We start from the raw sequence: 15,053 nt of genomic DNA, 5'->3' as shown, positions 1-15,053 counted from the left end.
CATGCAACGACATGGCGATCCGGAGGAAATGATGCAGGGATTGATGATGGACATGCCGCTCCTGATCAGCGGCCTGATCCAGTACGCCGCCGACTATCACGGCGAGGCGGAGATCGTCGCGCGCGAGATCGAGGGCGACATCCATCGCTACACCTATGCGGACGCTCACCCACGCATCAAGCGCATGGCGCTGGCCTTGAAGCGTCTCGGCATGCAGCAAGGCGACCGCGTCGGCACGCTGGCCTGGAATACCCACCGCCATTTCGAGATGTTCTATGCCGCGCCGGGCATGGGCTATGTGCTGCACACCGTCAATCCGCGCCTGTTTCCCGAGCAGCTCGTCTACATCATCAACCACGCCGAAGACCGCCTGCTGTTCGTCGACCGCGCCACGCTGCCGATCGTCGAGGCGATCGCGCCGCAATTGAAGACGATCGAGGCTTACGTCGTGATGTCCTCGCGCGAGCGGATGCCGGAGACGAAGCTTGTAAACGTCCATTGCTACGAGGAGCTTCTCGGACGAGAGAACGACGCCGGCTTCACCTGGCCGGAGTTCGACGAAAAATCCGCCTCTACCATCTGCTACACCTCGGGGACGACGGGAAATCCCAAGGGCGTGATCTATTCGCACCGCGCCGCGATCCTGCAGACCATGACCTGCTGCAATTTCGACTTCCTTCCGGGGCACGTCGAAGGCGTGCGCGAGGTGATGATGCCGATGGCGCCACTGTTCCACGGCAACGGCTGGAACATGCCGTTCACCGCGCCCTATACCGGCTCGAAGCTGGTGCTGCCCGGCCGCAACTATGAGCCCGACAAGCTGTATGAGCTGCTCGAAGGCGAGAAGGTGACGCTGTCGGCGGGGGTGCCGAGCTTCTGGCTGATCCTGCTCGACTGGCTCGGCCGCACCGGCAACAAATTCTCCACCTTGCGTGCAACGCTTTCGTCGGGCTCGGCCCCGCCGCGCGCCATGGTCGAGAAGCTGAAGCGCGACTACAACATCGACTACATCCAGGCCTGGGGCATGACCGAGGCTCTGGGCTGCTCGATGCCGGGCCTGCGTCCCGGCTCGGAGCACCTCAGCGACAAGGAGAAGTTCGACCGCCGACAGGTCTCGGGCCGGGCCTGTTTCGGCACCGCCTTGCGCATCGTCGACGACGGCGGCGTTGAGCTGCCGCGCGACGGCAAGACCGTCGGCCATCTGCGCGCGCGTGGTCCCTGGGTCGCCTCGGGCTATATGAAGCTCGACGAAGGCCTCGACCGCGACGGCTGGCTGATCACCGGCGACATGGCCGTGATCGACCCGCAGGGCCACGTCACGCTGACCGACCGCTCCAAGGACGTGATCAAGTCCGGCGGCGAGTGGATCTCCTCGATCCAGCTCGAGGACGTCGCCTTGTCTCATCCCGACGTGCTGCAAGCTGCCGTGGTCGCGATTGCGCATGAGAAGTGGCAGGAGCGTCCCCTGCTCCTCGTGGTTCGCAAGAAGGGCGCGACCGTCGACGGCAAGGCGCTGCTCGACCACATGCGCCCGAAGATCGCGAGTTGGTGGATGCCTGACGCCGTCGAGTTCCTGGACGAATTCCCGATGACCGGCACCGGAAAGGTGCTCAAATCGGCGTTGCGCGAGAAGTTCAGGGAATACCGCGTCGCCTGAAGCGGCACGCGATCACGCTGAAGTCCGCGCCGTCCATCGATCAAGGAGACGTAAGATGCTTTACCCGATGTCGCCCAAAGTCGTCGAGCTCAAGCGCAAGCTCGAAAGCTTCATGGACCGGCACATCTATCCCAATGAGGAGCGGTTCTATCGCGAGGCCGAGGAGCTCGGGCCCTGGAAGGTCTATCCCGTCGTCGAAGAACTGAAGCCGCTCGCGCGCGCGGAAGGCCTCTGGAACCTGTTCCTGCCGGAATCGAGCCACGGCGCGGGCCTCACCAATCTCGAATATGCCCCGCTCTGCGAAGTGATGGGCCGCTCGCATCTTGCGCCCGAAGTGTTCAACTGCTCGGCGCCCGACACCGGCAACATGGAGGTGCTGGAGCGCTACGGCACGAAAGAGGACAAGGAGCGCTGGCTGAAGCCGCTGCTCGCGGGTGAAATCCGCTCCTGCTTCGCCATGACCGAGCCTGCGGTCGCCTCGTCCGACGCGACCAACATCGAGAGCTCGATCGTGCGCGACGGCGACCATTACGTCATCAACGGGCGCAAATGGTACACCACCAACGCGACCGACCCGCGCTGCAAGATCTGCATCTTCATGGGCAAGACCGATCCTGACAATCCGGACCGCCACAAGCAGCAATCCATGATCCTGGTGCCGATGGATACATCAGGCATCGAGGTGAAGCGTCCCCTCCCCGTGTTCGGCTTCTACGGCGTGCCCGACCGCGCCTCCGAAGTCGTCTTCACCAATGTGCGCGTCCCGAAGGAGAACATGCTGCTCGGCGAAGGCCGCGGCTTCGAGATCGCGCAGGGGCGCCTCGGCCCCGGCCGCATCCACCACTGCATGCGCCTGATTGGCCTTGCCGAGCGCACGCTGGAAAAGATGTGCCGCCGCGTGCGCAGCCGCGTCGCCTTCGGCAAGCCGGTCTCCGAGCAGACGGTGACGCAGGAGCGCATCGCGGAAGCCCGCATCATGATCGAGCAGGCCCGGCTGCTGACGCTGAACGCCGCCTACGCCATGGACACGGTCGGCAACAAGGTGGCGAAAAGCGAGATCGCGATGATCAAGGTCGCCGTGCCCAACATGGCCTGCCAGGTCATCGACTGGGCGATCCAGGCCCATGGCGGCGGCGGCACCTCGAATGATTTCGGCCTGACTCAGGCCTATGCCACCGCACGTTTGCTGCGCCTTGCTGACGGCCCGGACGAGGTACACAGGAACCAGATCGCACGGTTCGAGCTGAAGAAGTATTCAAATGCCTGAGGGGACGTTGGCCTCAGCAAGCATCGAAGCCAACGCATTGAGATCGGAGTCTAATCGAAGCTTGGCGGCTCATCGATGGATACCGGCACATTCTTCTGCTTCGTAATTGCTTCGAGCATTGCGTTGAAGATTATGATCGGCAGGTAAAACATAAGCATGATCGTATTCCTCCTGCTGTGACAACCTTGGCTCGCGGGGCCAAGTTCCTCAAATTGACACTCGCTGGCCGCGGAACATTCTCTTGGCTTACTTGACTACCGATGAAACCGGGTCTCAAAGAGTATCAGGAACGCATCGCGTCAATCGCATGAGCGATCAACACCATTGCGCTCGCAGCGATGATAAGCACAAGCAACCAACTCACGTCCGCCTCCAACGCCGGAAGTGAACGCGCTCATCCATGCACAGTCAAAAACCATCGCTCTGGAACCGCTATTCAGCGGCTCGCTGATGTTTCGCGGCAACAAGAGCATCCGCAGTCGGCCCTATCGGCAGAATGCCAAAAGGAGCAACGCGCCGACGACGCAGGCTGCTAGGACTAAAAACCAAACGCCCATACGCTCCCCCGACTCACACACGCGAATCAGGATTAGCCCTACGATTTGGCATTGAAACGCTTATTGCCGGCTTTTCCCCAAGCCAGGCACGATCCATCTGCTCGCTGCGCTAGTCCAATACCTCCACCGTCGCGGAGCGACCGGCGACCAGCGACATGTTCTCCGGCACCGGATCGAGCGCGATGCGCACCGGGACACGCTGTGCCAGCCGCACCCAACTGAAGGTCGGGTTGACGTTGGCGAGCATGCTGGCTCCCTCGGCGCGGTCGCGGTCCTCGATGCCGGCGGCGATGCTCTCGACGCGGCCTGACAGCGTGACCTTCTCGCCCATCAGGCGGACCCGCACCTTGTCACCGGTGCGGATGCGCGCGAGCTTTGTCTCCTCGAAATAGCCTTCCACATGCAGCGTGTCGGTATCGACCAGCGCCATCACGCCCTTCCCGGCCGTGACGTAGGCGCCGGGGCGCAGGTCCATGTTGGTGATCACACCGTTCACGGAGGCATGGACCTCGCTGCGGTCGAGGTTGAGCTGCGCCAACGCGCGATCGGCCACGGCTTGATCGAAGGATGCCTTGGCCTGGAGCTGGGTGGCGAGAACCTGCTCCTGCTTCTGCTGCGACACCGCGTCGGTCGTCAGCGCGTTGTAACGCTTCAGATCGGCATTGGCCTGATCGAGCGTCGCCTGATGACCCGCAACCGACGCCTCGGCCTGGCGCAGCGCCAGCGCGAAACGTTCGCGGTCGATCCGGAACAGCACGTCGCCGCGGCGGACCTTCTGGTTGTCCTTGACCAGCACCTCGGTGACGAATCCGGACACGTCGGGCGCGACCTGGACCACGTCGGCGCGGACGCGGCCGTCGCGGGTCCAGGGCTGCTCCATGTAGTAGACCCAGAGCTCGCGGCCCACTGCGAGCGCGGCGACGACAACGATGACGGTCAGCGCGAGGCGGCCGAGCCAGGCGAAATTGCCCTTCATGAAAGATACTCCGAGAGGTAGACGACGCCGCCGAGAAGGCAGACGAAGATCGAAAAATCGAACAGCGCGCGGTGCCAGACCAGCCGGTAGAGGTCGAAGCGCTGCATGAGCCGGCGCAGAATCGCGCTGAGGACGTAAGCGACAATGATCCACAGCAGCAGCGACGGCACGAGCACGCCGTAGATGTCGATCACATATCTCATGCCGCAACACTTTCTGCGCGCGGCCGATAAGCCGGCGCGTCCGGAAACAAGCCACGCCTGATGCCGACGAGACCTATCAGGGCGTCTTCGCGCGCGCTGTCATTGGGATCCTTCACCGCCTGGGCCAGCGCCCGGTCGACGCTGGTCAGCAGCTCGGCCGGCATTCCGTCGCCGGCGTAGCCGCGGCAAGCGACGGCGAGCCGATCGAGCATGTCGTCGATGACGGCAATGGTGGATGCCGCAAGCCCGTAACGCGCGCGGCGCAGGTCGATGATGTTGATCCCGATACGAAGCTGGACAAGGCTGTCGGTATCGCGGCGATCGCTCTCCGACAGAAACGCGATACGCTGCACCAGAAGCCCGAGCCGGTGTAGCATGAGACCCGCAAACTCCGCGCGGTCGCGCTTGCCGCGCCGTTCGGCGGCGACCGCGATCGACTTCCAGTTCGACATCACCAGGCGATTGGCGATCCATTCCGCGCCGACGCCGCGCGCGATCCGCGTCACGATCTCGGCGACGACGATGCCGACGAAGAAGGCAACGGCGGAATTGGCGTAGGACGCAAAGTCCGCGCTGTAGGTCGACTGGATTGCAAGCAGGGTTGCAGTGTTGGCCGCGAGCGCCGTCCCGGTTCCCGCCGTAGCCGGACGGCCGATCAAGAAGCCGTAGAGCAGAAAGGTCGGCGCGAGTGCGACCACCAGGACCTCGATATGGGAGATCGCGGGGACCACCGCGAACAGATAGACCGCAACGACGACGATGGCGACCAGCGACCACCGACCAAAACTGCGAATGAAGCGTGCGGGCTCGTCTTGCGCCGCGAAGAACGAACATGCGACCGCTGCCATCATCGGCGCCGATGCGCCGTCTGGCCAGCCGGTCCCGATCCAGAACGCGCAGCAGATCAGGATGGCCACGACCGCGCCGGCCGCCGACCACAATGCAAGGCCGCGGTCGCGGTGGCGGACGGGCGCGGCACCGGCCTCGGAATGAAACGCCAGGTCGATCGTTGCAACATTGCGGTTCTCGGCAATCGCCTCGGTCAGCGCACGGCAATCGCGCGAGAGGTCGACCAGCTCGCGCAGCCGCAACAACAGGCTGGTGGTGATGATCCGTTCCCAGTCGGCGCCGTCATCGAGCACCGCCTGCTGCTCCGAGATCGCGGCCCGGATTCGCTCGGCCGGCTGGAGCGCGCCGACATCGCTCGCGATCCATTGCGCGAGATCCTCCAGGAGCCGTTTCAGCCCGGGTTGCCGCCGCAAGGCCTCCTCGCCGAGCGCCGCCAGCCGGTCCTCCAGCGAGGCGATCACCGGCAACAGCGTCAGCATGCGCAGCCTGATTTCACCGAGGCCGGTCACCGCATTGCGATCGGTCAACCTGTCATAGGCGAGATGGGTGGAGAGCGTGTCGATCTCGACGATGTCGGTCGCGAGCTTGAGGCGCTTGGCGCGATGCGTTTCGCTGGTGCCCTCGCGCAACAGCACGACCTGGCTGAGGCGCCGCGCGTCCGCCAGCCAGGCGTCGACCCGGTGAGCCACAGCAGGCGCGACGCTGCGGGGAAATACGATGGTCGAGACCAGGCTGGCACAGATGATACCCAGCGAGATCTCCTCAAGCCTTGCCACCGCAGTGTCAAAGATCGCGCCGGGCTCCGACACCGAGGGAAAGCCGATCAGCGCGACCGTGTATCCGGCCAGCATGAAGACGTAGCTGCGCGGCGTGCCGTCGAGCAGCGAGAGATAAAGACAGAGCCCGACCCAGAGCGCGATGGCGAGGCAGAGGAGTTCCGGCGCATCGATTAGGTTCGGCACCAGCGCGACCGTCATGGCCGCGCCAGCCAGCGTGCCCATCACCCGGAAGAACGCCTTCGAGCTGGTCGCGCCCGCCAGCGGCTGCGAGGTGATGTAGACTGTCGCCATCGCCCAATAGGGCCGCGGCAGGTCCATGGCGAGCGCGATGACGAGCGCCAGCATCGACGCGGCGAACGTCTTCAAAGCGAAAACGAGGTCCGCGTGGCGGACCAGGAACGGCTCGTCTGCGCGCATGACTATTTCGACTCTGCAAACGTCCTGGCAAACATCTTGGCTTCATGCAGGCGACCGGCCCGCTGCTCGATGCGCTGGAGCGTCTCGAAGGTTATCGCAAGTTCATCCGCGCCGATATCCTTGAGCAGGCTTGCCCGCACCCTACGCAGCACGCGATTGGTCTCCTCGACCTTGGCCTCGCCCGCCTTCGTCAGATGTAGCGTTTTGGCACGCCGGTCGGTCGGGTCCTCGCGGCGCTCCACCAGGCCTTCGGCCTGGAGCAGGTCGATCAGACGCACCAGCGATGGCCCCTCGATGCCGAGCTCGTCGGCAAGCACGCCCTGACGCACGTTCTCACCCTGGCGCGACAGCAGCAGCAGCGGAATCGCGGTCGCATAGGACAGGCCGTGATCGGACAAGGCCTGATCGGACTCGCGCCGCCACATCCTGCCGAGGCGCGTGATGAGCCGGCCGATTTCGGCATGGATAAAGCCTTGCGAGGGTGCCATGCAAATTAGATAGGACGCGAACTATTAGCCTGCAACTATATAACCCGGCGTAGCGCGATCGATCACGCAAATGCGAACGGGAACAACGCAGGATGGGACCGGGTTCCGCGACTGAGATACGAGAGGCGATAGCGGGCGAGAGCGCGCTGGCGCTCGTCCCGACCTTCGTCGTCGTAGCCGTGGATGCCACGGGAATGGGAATCATCCTGCCGCTGTTGCCATTCTATTCGCAGCGACTCGGCGCCACGCCCTTCCAGCTCGGCGCGCTGATCTCAGTCTATGCCGTTTGCCAGCTCGTTGCCGGCCCCGTGGTCGGCATGGTCTCGGACCGCTACGGTCGCAGAAAGGTCCTGCTGGTCAGCCAAATCGGGACGTTCATCGGATTTGTGCTGCTGGCATTGGCGGGCAACCTGACACTGGTGTTCCTGGCGCGCATCATCGACGGCCTGACATCAGGCAACATCTCGGTCGCTCACGCCTATGCCGCCGAGCACAGCGCGCCGGCAACGCGCAAGCAGGCGCTCGGCATGACCAGCGGCGCGATCGGAACCGGGCTGCTGCTCGGCCCCGCGCTGTCGAGCTTCCTCGTGCACTACGGCCAGACCGCGCCAGTCTGGGCTGCGGCGGCGCTCTCGCTGATCAGCATTTTCGCGACCATCGCCCTGCTCCCGCCCGATCATCCGGCCTCCGAGCCGCTCTACCAGCATCGCGTGCCTGAGCCGACGCTGACGCGCAGCCTGTTCGGCATGCGCTACGCCTGGCGGCTGCTCGGCCTGCTCATCGTCTTCTTCTTCGTCAATTCGATGTTCCTGTCGCAGATCGGCCTGTTCCTCTCGGCGCGGTTCTCCTGGGACGGGCATCCCTTCGGGGCACGCGAGCTCGGCTGGATGTTCGCCTATGCGGGCTTCATCAACATGATGGTCCAGGGACTGTTGATCGCGCGCGCGAACCTGATCGCTTCCGACCGCGCCATCGTGATGGCAGCGTTCGCCTGCATGGGCCTTGGATTCGCGGGGTTGGCGGCCGGCAACAATGTCAGCCTGCTCGCGATCTATCTGACGCTGATCATCGTGGGCACCATGTTCGCCCGCAGCACGCTGACCGCGGAATTGTCGCGCTCGACCGCGATCAACCGCCAGGGCATGATCATGGGTCTCAATCAGTCCCTGATGTCGGGCGCAAACATCAGCGCCCCGCTCTTGAGCGGCGCGCTGATCGGTCATCGGCTGTTCGCGACCTGGGCGCTGGCGATGGCTGCGATTGCAGCAATCGGCGCGGCGCTGGCCGGCCAGTTACTGGATACGCCGCGGACGCGTCAAGACAGATCAAGATGAGTTCGCAGTGTGCACCTCTCCCCAGCGGGGAGAGGTGCAAGCCACCCTCGCCTCAGTTCACCACATAGACATCCGGATCGGCGCTCGAGCTCGGCTTCTTGTAGGCGTTGCGCAGAGCGGGCGACATCGGGACGTTGTAGTTGAGGCCGTTCGGCGGCGTCGGCGATTCCAGCCACCTCTTGTAGAGGACCTCGATCTCCGGGCTCGCATAGAGCTCTGCCGTGGCACGATCGGCCAGCGCCTTGAACGGCGCGTCCTCCCGCCGCAGCATGATCCCGTAGGGCTCGGGCTTCGAGAACGTTTCTTCGCTGATCATGAACAGCGCCGGCTCCTTCGAGCGCGCGATCGCGACCGCGAGCTGGACGTCATCGAGCGCGTAGGCCTGGGCGCGATCGGTTTCAAGCAGCAGGAAGGCCTCGGCCTGGTCCTTGGCCGGCATGATGTTGATGCCGAGAGTGCGCTCGGTGTTGACCTTGGCGAGCTGGGTCAGGTTGACCGACCCGGCCACTGCCGTGACCGCCTTGCCCTTGAGATCGTCGATGGTGTTAATCTTGGCGGCCTTCTTCGCAGCAAACCGCGTCGCGCTGAGGAAGTGCGTGTTGGTGAAGGCGACCTGCTTCTGGCGGTCGGCGTTGTTGGTGGTCGCCGAGCAATGCAGGTCGAGCGTGCCGTTGACCATCAGCGGGATGCGGTTCGACGACGTCACCGCGAGAGTCTCGACGACGATGTCGGGCATGCCAAGCTGCTTCTTCACGGCGTCGACGATCTTCAGGCAGATGTCCATGGCAAAGCCGACCGGCTTCTGGTTTCCGTCCAGATAGCTGAAGGGAACGGACGCCTCCTGATAGCCGAGCGTGATCTTCTTCGTCTCCTTGACCTTCTGGAGCGTGCCCGACAGGTCTTCGGCTGAAGCTGCGCCCGCAAGACATGTCAGGGCCAGGATAACGGTGGGTAAGCGCATCGGCTGCTCCTCAAGGGGGTCGTCGACTCGTGTCGAGACGCGATCGCGGCGGTGATAGCCCAGACATGCGCCAGCCGCCAGACGAGGCCGCGTCTACCAACTATCGCGACTTTCGATATGACGCGCGGCAGTTGTCTCCGGCGGAGCGGCTCGGCCCGGGCACCGAGATAGCCCTTACGCGTCGATGCTCCGTTGGACCAGGATGCGCTCCGCGCTGTCGTTCCAGACGTCCATTTTGGTGATCTTGCCTTTCCGCACCACGAAGCGATCGATGTAACGGTTGCCCTCGAACGGTGTACCGTCCTTCCACTCGCCGTAAAGCGTGCCGACGCTATAAACGATGGTTTCGCCATCGCCGGGGCAGACGTCGAATCGGTCCATCTTCTTCTTGACCCAGCGGTAGCGCTTGGCGTTGAAGCCTGTCGGGCCGCGCGGATGATCGAACTCGCGTCCGCCGGTGAAGGTAATCACCGTACCCGGCGCCATATAGGCTGCCGCAGCATCGGGATCAGGGATCATCGATGCTGTAAGATAGGCCTCCACAATCGCGGCATCGGACAACGGAGCGGTTTCGGCTCGTGCGGCAACGGACATGCTAATTCTCCCGGGTTTGCGGAATACTAACGCCACTCCCGCGAACTCCGTGCATATATTTTGAACATTTCCTTCGCTAGACTGCCGACAATCTGGAGCCGCCAATCTCGGCCGATTGCTCTAAATTCCGCCCGCAAGTGCCATGACAAGTCAGACCGCCTTCGACCTGATCTTCCGGAACGCGCTGTTGCGATCATCCGCCGCACCCGTCGATATCGGCGTGAAGAGCGGCCGCATCGCCGCGATCGAGCCAGGGCTGACCTGCGAGGCCGTCGAGGTCGATGTCGGCGGACACCTCGCCCTCCCCGGCTTCGTCGACACCCACATCCACCTCGACAAGGCCTGCCTGCTCGGCCGCTGCGGGCACAATCACGGCAGCGTCTCGGAGGCGATCCGTGCCGTTGCCGGGATGAAAAAGGACTTTACGGTCGAGGACGTCTACGCGCGCGGTGCCCGCGTGCTCGAGCGCGCCATCGTGCACGGCACGACGCGAATGCGCACGCATGTCGAGATCGACCCGCGCATTGCCCTGCGCGGCTTCGAGGCGGTCAAGGCGCTCAAGCGCGACTATGCTTGGGCGATCGACCTGTCGCTCTGCGTCTTTCCGCAGGAGGGCCTGACCAACGATCCCGGAGCTGAGGACCTGCTGATCCAGGCGCTGCGCGACGGCGGCGAGACCATCGGCGGCTGTCCCTATATGGACACCGACCCGAATGCTCACCTCGAGCGCATCTTCAATCTCGCGCAGGAATTCGACGTCGACGTCGATCTCCATCTCGATTTCGACCTCGACCCATCCTGGTGGCACCTCGACGAGGTGTGCCGGCAAACCGAGCGGCGCAACTACGGGGGACGCGTGGCGGTCGGTCATGCCACGAAACTCTCCGCGTTGCCGCCGGAGCCGCTGAAAGCTGCCACCGCGCAACTGGCGAAAGCCGGCGTTGCCGTCACCGTGCTGCCCGCGACCGATCTCTATTTGATGGGGCGCGAGGCCACCCACAACGCGCCGCGCGGACTGACGCTCGCCCACAAGCTCGCCGGAGACGGGGTGTTGTGCTCGGTCGCGACCAACAACGTGCTCAATCCGTTCACGCCGTTCGGCGACGCCTCGCTGCTGCGGATGGCGAATTTCTACGCCAACGTCGCCCACGCCTCGGTCAGCGACTTCGACATCTGCCTCGATCTCGTGACCGAACTGCCGGCACGGCTGATGAACCTCGGCGATTACGGCATCAAGGTCGGCAATCCCGCCGATCTCATCGTGCTCGACACGCAAGACAGCCGCTTCGCCATCGCCGAGCTTCCTGATGTCATGATGGGCTTCAAGGCTGGCCAGCAGACTTTTGCGCGGCAGCGGCCCACTCTGTTCAGCCCCGGACGCTGAGCAGCCCTCACCTTGCCGTGCCTTGCGCCCGCCCCGCGGCCCGCGCAACACTCCGCAGATCATCCAACGGAGGAACCGGATGGCCTTCGACACACTCTTCCTCAACGCACGCTTCGACGGCGGCACCCGCCATCACATCGCGGTCAAGGACGGACGCATCGCCGCAATCACGTCCGTTGACCAGCCACCCGCCGGTGCCGAGACGATCGACCTCAAAGATGCCCTCGTCGTTCCCGGCTTCGTCGAAGGCCACATTCATCTCGACACCAGTTTCTATGGCGACGCCTGGCGGCCGCACAAGCCGTGCACCGACGGATTCAACGTGCACGAACGCGTCGCCTTCCAGGCGCAAAACATGGCCGAGGCCGCGCCGATGGACGTGCGGGCGCGCAACCAGCTCGATCTCTGCATCGGACACGGCACCACGCAGATGCGCAGCCACGTCATGGTCGACGGCTCGGTCGGCTTGAAATCGCTCGAGACGATCCTGCGCGTGCGCGAGGAATACAACGGCCTGATCGACATCCAGCTCGTCGCCTTTCCCCAGAGCGGCATCCTGTCGAGCCCGGGCACGGCGCAACTGCTCGACGAGGCCATCGGGCTTGGCGCCAACCTCGTCGGCGGGCTCGATCCCGCGAGCTTCGATCGCGACGTTGAAAAGCATCTCGACGTCGTGTTCGGCGTCGCCAATAAGCACGGCGTCGACATTGACATCCATCTGCACGACATGGGCACATTGGGCGCCTTCGAGATCGAGCAGATTGCGGCACGCACGCGCGCGCTCGGCATGGAGGGGCGCGTTGCAGTCAGCCACGCCTACGGGCTCGGCGACATCCCCGCGGATTACCTCAAGAAGGTCGCCGAGATCCTCGCCCGCTCCGGCGTCGCGATCATGACCAACGCACCGGGCGCGCGGCCGTTTCCGCCGATCCTCGCCTTGCGCAATGCCGGCGTGACCGTCTTCAGCGGCAACGACAACATCCGCGATTCCTGGTGGCCTTATGGCGACGGCGACATGCTGCGCCGGGCCACGACGCTCGGCTACCGTTCCGGCTTCAACATCGATGAGGAACTGCGCGCCGCATTCGACGTCGTCACCGCATCAGGCGCAAAGGCGCTCCGGCTCGAAGGCTATGGCCTGCGAATCGGCGCGAAGGCCGATTTCGTGGCGCTGAATGCGGAACACGTTCCCGAGGCCGTCGTCGCGGTGCCGCAAGGGCGCTCCGTCTACAAGGACGGCAGGCTCGTCGCCGCGAACGGCAGGATTGTAGGGAAATCCGGCTGACGACCGGCCGCTTTCCGTTCGATGTTACCGCCAAGCTTTCCAGAATTCCGAATACGGTAGAATCCCGGATAGTAGATTCTCTCCGATTCCCGATAGGTGCGCGCATTGCAAGTCCCGCGGTGCCGGTCATAGTAGGGCCTGCACTGAAGTCTGCATTCAACGGGGAAGCATGGACATGTTCAGCGCATTCAGCAGCATCGACATTCATTCCGTTCGAGCAAGAACACCGAGCGAGGTCGCCGTGAAGCGGCTCGACGGCATCGGGCACGTCCTGTCGGACCTCGATCTCGCTGATGTCCAGACTCAGGATGACCTGACACGTGCGCTTATGGCGCTCGACACGGCCGACAAGTGCATTCGGGCGATCCGCGCGGAATTCCGGACCGAAGCCGCGAGCGATCGGCTGGTCCGCAAGGCCGAAAGCCTGATGGCATTGATCGAACGCACCCGCGACGAGCTCATGGGCGTTCGCGCGGCATAGTCCTGAGCCGGCGTCGCCCTACTTCGCGCGATTGATCTTCGCGAGGATCCGGTCGGCCTCGATGCGCCAGTCGGCGCTGCGGGCAAACTCCCCGGTGCCCCTGGTGCCGAACAGCCCTTCATCGGCGAGATCGGCGACCCAGGCCTGCCGCTCGGCCGTGCCCTGCGCCGACCACGGCGTCAGTCCCGCTTCGCGCACCGTCTCGGCAACTTCGCGCACCTCCTCGGCACGCCGGCGGCCATGCTCGATCACGCGCTGGAAGAAATAGGCGCCCTGCTTCTCCCAGTTGATGGCGGGAAACGTTTCTGCGAGCGAGGCCAGCACGGCATCCTCCACGCCATAGGCGCGCGCGGTGGTGAAGCTTTCGATCACCATGGCCTCGAGGCCCTTGATCATAATGCTGCGGCACATCTTCACCGCGGAGGACACGCCGAGCTTGTCGCTCGCGACCTTCGCCGCAAAGCCGATGGCGTTCAGCAGCGGCTCCAGCTCCCTGGCACCGGGGCCGCCGAGCAGCAGCGGCACCTTGATGCGATACGGCGGCACCGAAGTCATCACCGCACCCTCGACATAGCGCCCGGCAGCACCGTCGATCAGCGCCGCGGCGCGCTGCTTGGCGCCGGGCGAGGCCGAGTTGAAATCGAGGAACCAGGTGCCCTGATTGATCGCGGCGGCGCAGGCCTTTGCGACCGGAACGGCCTGGCTTGCCGTGACCGCAGAGATGATGAAATCGGATTTCGCGGTCAACTCGGCGTGAGAGGCCGCAAGGCCAACGCCGAATTTCGCCGCATGCTGTTTCAGCGCAGTATCCTGCTCGCCCCCGAGCTTGATGTCATAGGCGGCAACCTTGATGTCCTGCTGGCGCAAATCCTCGGCCAATATCCGGCCGACCTCGCCGTAGCCGACCAGCCCGATCTGCCATCGTCTCGGATCCGACATCAGTTCAATCCTCGTGTCGTCTCGTCGAACAGCTCCTCGACCGCATAGCGGCGCGGGATCAACGCCTGCTGGAATGCATAGTCGACGATCAATTCGAGCGGCTTCCTGTTGGCTTCGATCCCGAACGGGACGAGGTCCGGCGTTGCGGCGGGTCCCACGTGCGCCTTGTTCCGCTTGAGGAGATCATAGACGCCCGCGACCACATCAGGCCGCGATTTCGCAAGCTGTTCGGTCACGACCACGAGATGATTGACCGGCACGACACCGCGGCGGGCGTACCATGTGGCGGCTTCCGTCGCAGGATCCGGGAACAGCGGCTTCAGCCTGGGATCGTTGGAGGTCTCGCCGAGGACGGCATCGAGTTCGCCGTCGAGCAGCATCTGCAGGATCTTCTTGTCCTTCGGCGCGCGCTCGGTGGTGTCGACATATTCGGCGACATGCGGATCCTCGAACGTCACCCAGCGAATGTTGTCGAGATCGACGCCGTAATCGTTGGCGAGGATGCCCCTGATCCAGGCGCCCGTCGTCGTCGTGAAGGAGCGGATGCCGACGCGCTTGCCTTCGAGATCGGACGGCCCGAGCGTCCCATGCGAGGGATTATACAGCGCATAGGAATGCTGGAAACGCCCGAGCATGGTCGCCGGCAGCAGCACCAGCGGCTTGCCGTGGGCCTTCGCCATCAGATAGGTGACGATCGCCATCTCGCAGACATCGAACGCCTGCTCACGCACCATCGGCTTGAACGCGGTGTTGGTCGGCGTGTACTCGATGAAGTCGAGGTCGAACAGGTCGGAGCGCAGCTCGCCGCTCTTCACCGCCTGCACATGGGGGTGACTGCCGAGCACGGCCTTCAGCTTGAGACGATCCATCCGCCCGCTCCGC

At 64.1% G+C, this 15,053-nt stretch carries 14 protein-coding genes; 6 read left to right on the top strand and 8 right to left on the bottom strand.

From position 1 onward, the window contains the following. The first annotated feature begins 31 nt into the window (after positions 1-31). Positions 32-1,657 carry a long-chain fatty acid--CoA ligase gene (locus WN73_RS33725; RefSeq protein WP_271556810.1) on the top strand — a complete coding sequence of 542 codons (1,626 nt, stop codon included), beginning with the start codon at positions 32-34 and terminating at the stop codon, positions 1,655-1,657. A gap of 55 nt (positions 1,658-1,712) precedes the next feature. After that, positions 1,713-2,924 (top strand): acyl-CoA dehydrogenase family protein, encoded by a 1,212-nt coding sequence (locus WN73_RS33720; RefSeq protein WP_271556490.1) that lies wholly within the window; start codon positions 1,713-1,715, stop codon positions 2,922-2,924. A gap of 666 nt (positions 2,925-3,590) precedes the next feature. On the opposite strand, the gene WN73_RS33715 is transcribed toward WN73_RS33720, so the two are convergent. The 4 genes from WN73_RS33715 to WN73_RS33700 are packed head-to-tail and all read right to left on the bottom strand — an operon-like array spanning position 3,591 to position 7,193. Further along, a complete protein-coding gene (locus tag WN73_RS33715) occupies positions 3,591-4,457 on the bottom strand; it encodes an efflux RND transporter periplasmic adaptor subunit (RefSeq protein WP_211433439.1) in 867 nt (288 codons plus the stop codon). Beyond that, a complete protein-coding gene (locus WN73_RS33710) occupies positions 4,454-4,660 on the bottom strand; it encodes a DUF1656 domain-containing protein (RefSeq protein WP_028170911.1) in 207 nt (68 codons plus the stop codon). The genes WN73_RS33715 and WN73_RS33710 overlap by 4 nt, the downstream gene beginning before the upstream one ends. Continuing rightward, complete coding sequence (locus WN73_RS33705; protein ID WP_271556486.1) at positions 4,657-6,705, bottom strand: FUSC family protein; 2,049 nt, start codon at positions 6,703-6,705, stop codon at positions 4,657-4,659. The genes WN73_RS33710 and WN73_RS33705 overlap by 4 nt, the downstream gene beginning before the upstream one ends. A gap of 2 nt (positions 6,706-6,707) precedes the next feature. Beyond that, positions 6,708-7,193: a MarR family winged helix-turn-helix transcriptional regulator gene (locus WN73_RS33700; RefSeq protein WP_028170909.1), complete on the bottom strand. Its 486-nt coding sequence runs from the start codon at positions 7,191-7,193 to the stop codon at positions 6,708-6,710. Positions 7,194-7,285: 92 nt separating this feature from the next. Between WN73_RS33700 and WN73_RS33695 the strand changes: the two genes are divergently transcribed. Continuing rightward, positions 7,286-8,527 (top strand): MFS transporter, encoded by a 1,242-nt coding sequence (locus WN73_RS33695; RefSeq protein WP_271556483.1) that lies wholly within the window; start codon positions 7,286-7,288, stop codon positions 8,525-8,527. Between the two features lie 52 nt (positions 8,528-8,579). Here WN73_RS33695 and WN73_RS33690 read toward each other — a convergent pair whose 3' ends face one another. Both WN73_RS33690 and WN73_RS33685 read right to left on the bottom strand, forming a co-directional pair. Continuing rightward, a complete protein-coding gene (locus tag WN73_RS33690) occupies positions 8,580-9,488 on the bottom strand; it encodes an amino acid ABC transporter substrate-binding protein (RefSeq protein WP_271556481.1) in 909 nt (302 codons plus the stop codon). A gap of 174 nt (positions 9,489-9,662) precedes the next feature. Next, positions 9,663-10,082, bottom strand: coding sequence for a nuclear transport factor 2 family protein (locus WN73_RS33685; RefSeq protein WP_271556479.1), 420 nt, complete (start codon positions 10,080-10,082; stop codon positions 9,663-9,665). 142 nt (positions 10,083-10,224) lie between these two features. Here WN73_RS33685 and WN73_RS33680 point away from each other — a divergent pair, with 142 nt between their 5' ends. The 3 genes from WN73_RS33680 (at position 10,225) to WN73_RS33670 (ending at position 13,232) form a co-directional block, all read left to right on the top strand. Next, the gene (locus WN73_RS33680; protein ID WP_271556477.1) at positions 10,225-11,466 is read left to right on the top strand and encodes an amidohydrolase family protein; all 1,242 of its coding nucleotides are present in this window, start codon (positions 10,225-10,227) and stop codon (positions 11,464-11,466) included. A 79-nt stretch (positions 11,467-11,545) separates the two neighbouring features. Further along, positions 11,546-12,751 carry an amidohydrolase family protein gene (locus tag WN73_RS33675; protein WP_271556475.1) on the top strand — a complete coding sequence of 402 codons (1,206 nt, stop codon included), beginning with the start codon at positions 11,546-11,548 and terminating at the stop codon, positions 12,749-12,751. A 175-nt stretch (positions 12,752-12,926) separates the two neighbouring features. Next, positions 12,927-13,232 (top strand): hypothetical protein, encoded by a 306-nt coding sequence (locus WN73_RS33670; RefSeq protein WP_038966273.1) that lies wholly within the window; start codon positions 12,927-12,929, stop codon positions 13,230-13,232. An 18-nt stretch (positions 13,233-13,250) separates the two neighbouring features. Here WN73_RS33670 and WN73_RS33665 read toward each other — a convergent pair whose 3' ends face one another. After that, positions 13,251-14,174 (bottom strand): DUF1932 domain-containing protein, encoded by a 924-nt coding sequence (locus WN73_RS33665; RefSeq protein ID WP_271556809.1) that lies wholly within the window; start codon positions 14,172-14,174, stop codon positions 13,251-13,253. Next, entirely contained in the window at positions 14,171-15,040 is an 870-nt protein-coding gene (locus WN73_RS33660; RefSeq protein ID WP_271556473.1) for a hypothetical protein, read from the bottom strand. The genes WN73_RS33665 and WN73_RS33660 overlap by 4 nt, the downstream gene beginning before the upstream one ends. Positions 15,041-15,053 lie beyond the last annotated feature (13 nt).

The organism is Bradyrhizobium sp. CCBAU 45394, assembly GCF_028128655.1.
Lineage (GTDB): Bacteria > Pseudomonadota > Alphaproteobacteria > Rhizobiales > Xanthobacteraceae > Bradyrhizobium > Bradyrhizobium diazoefficiens.
This window is presented reverse-complemented; position numbering and strand designations above follow the sequence as displayed.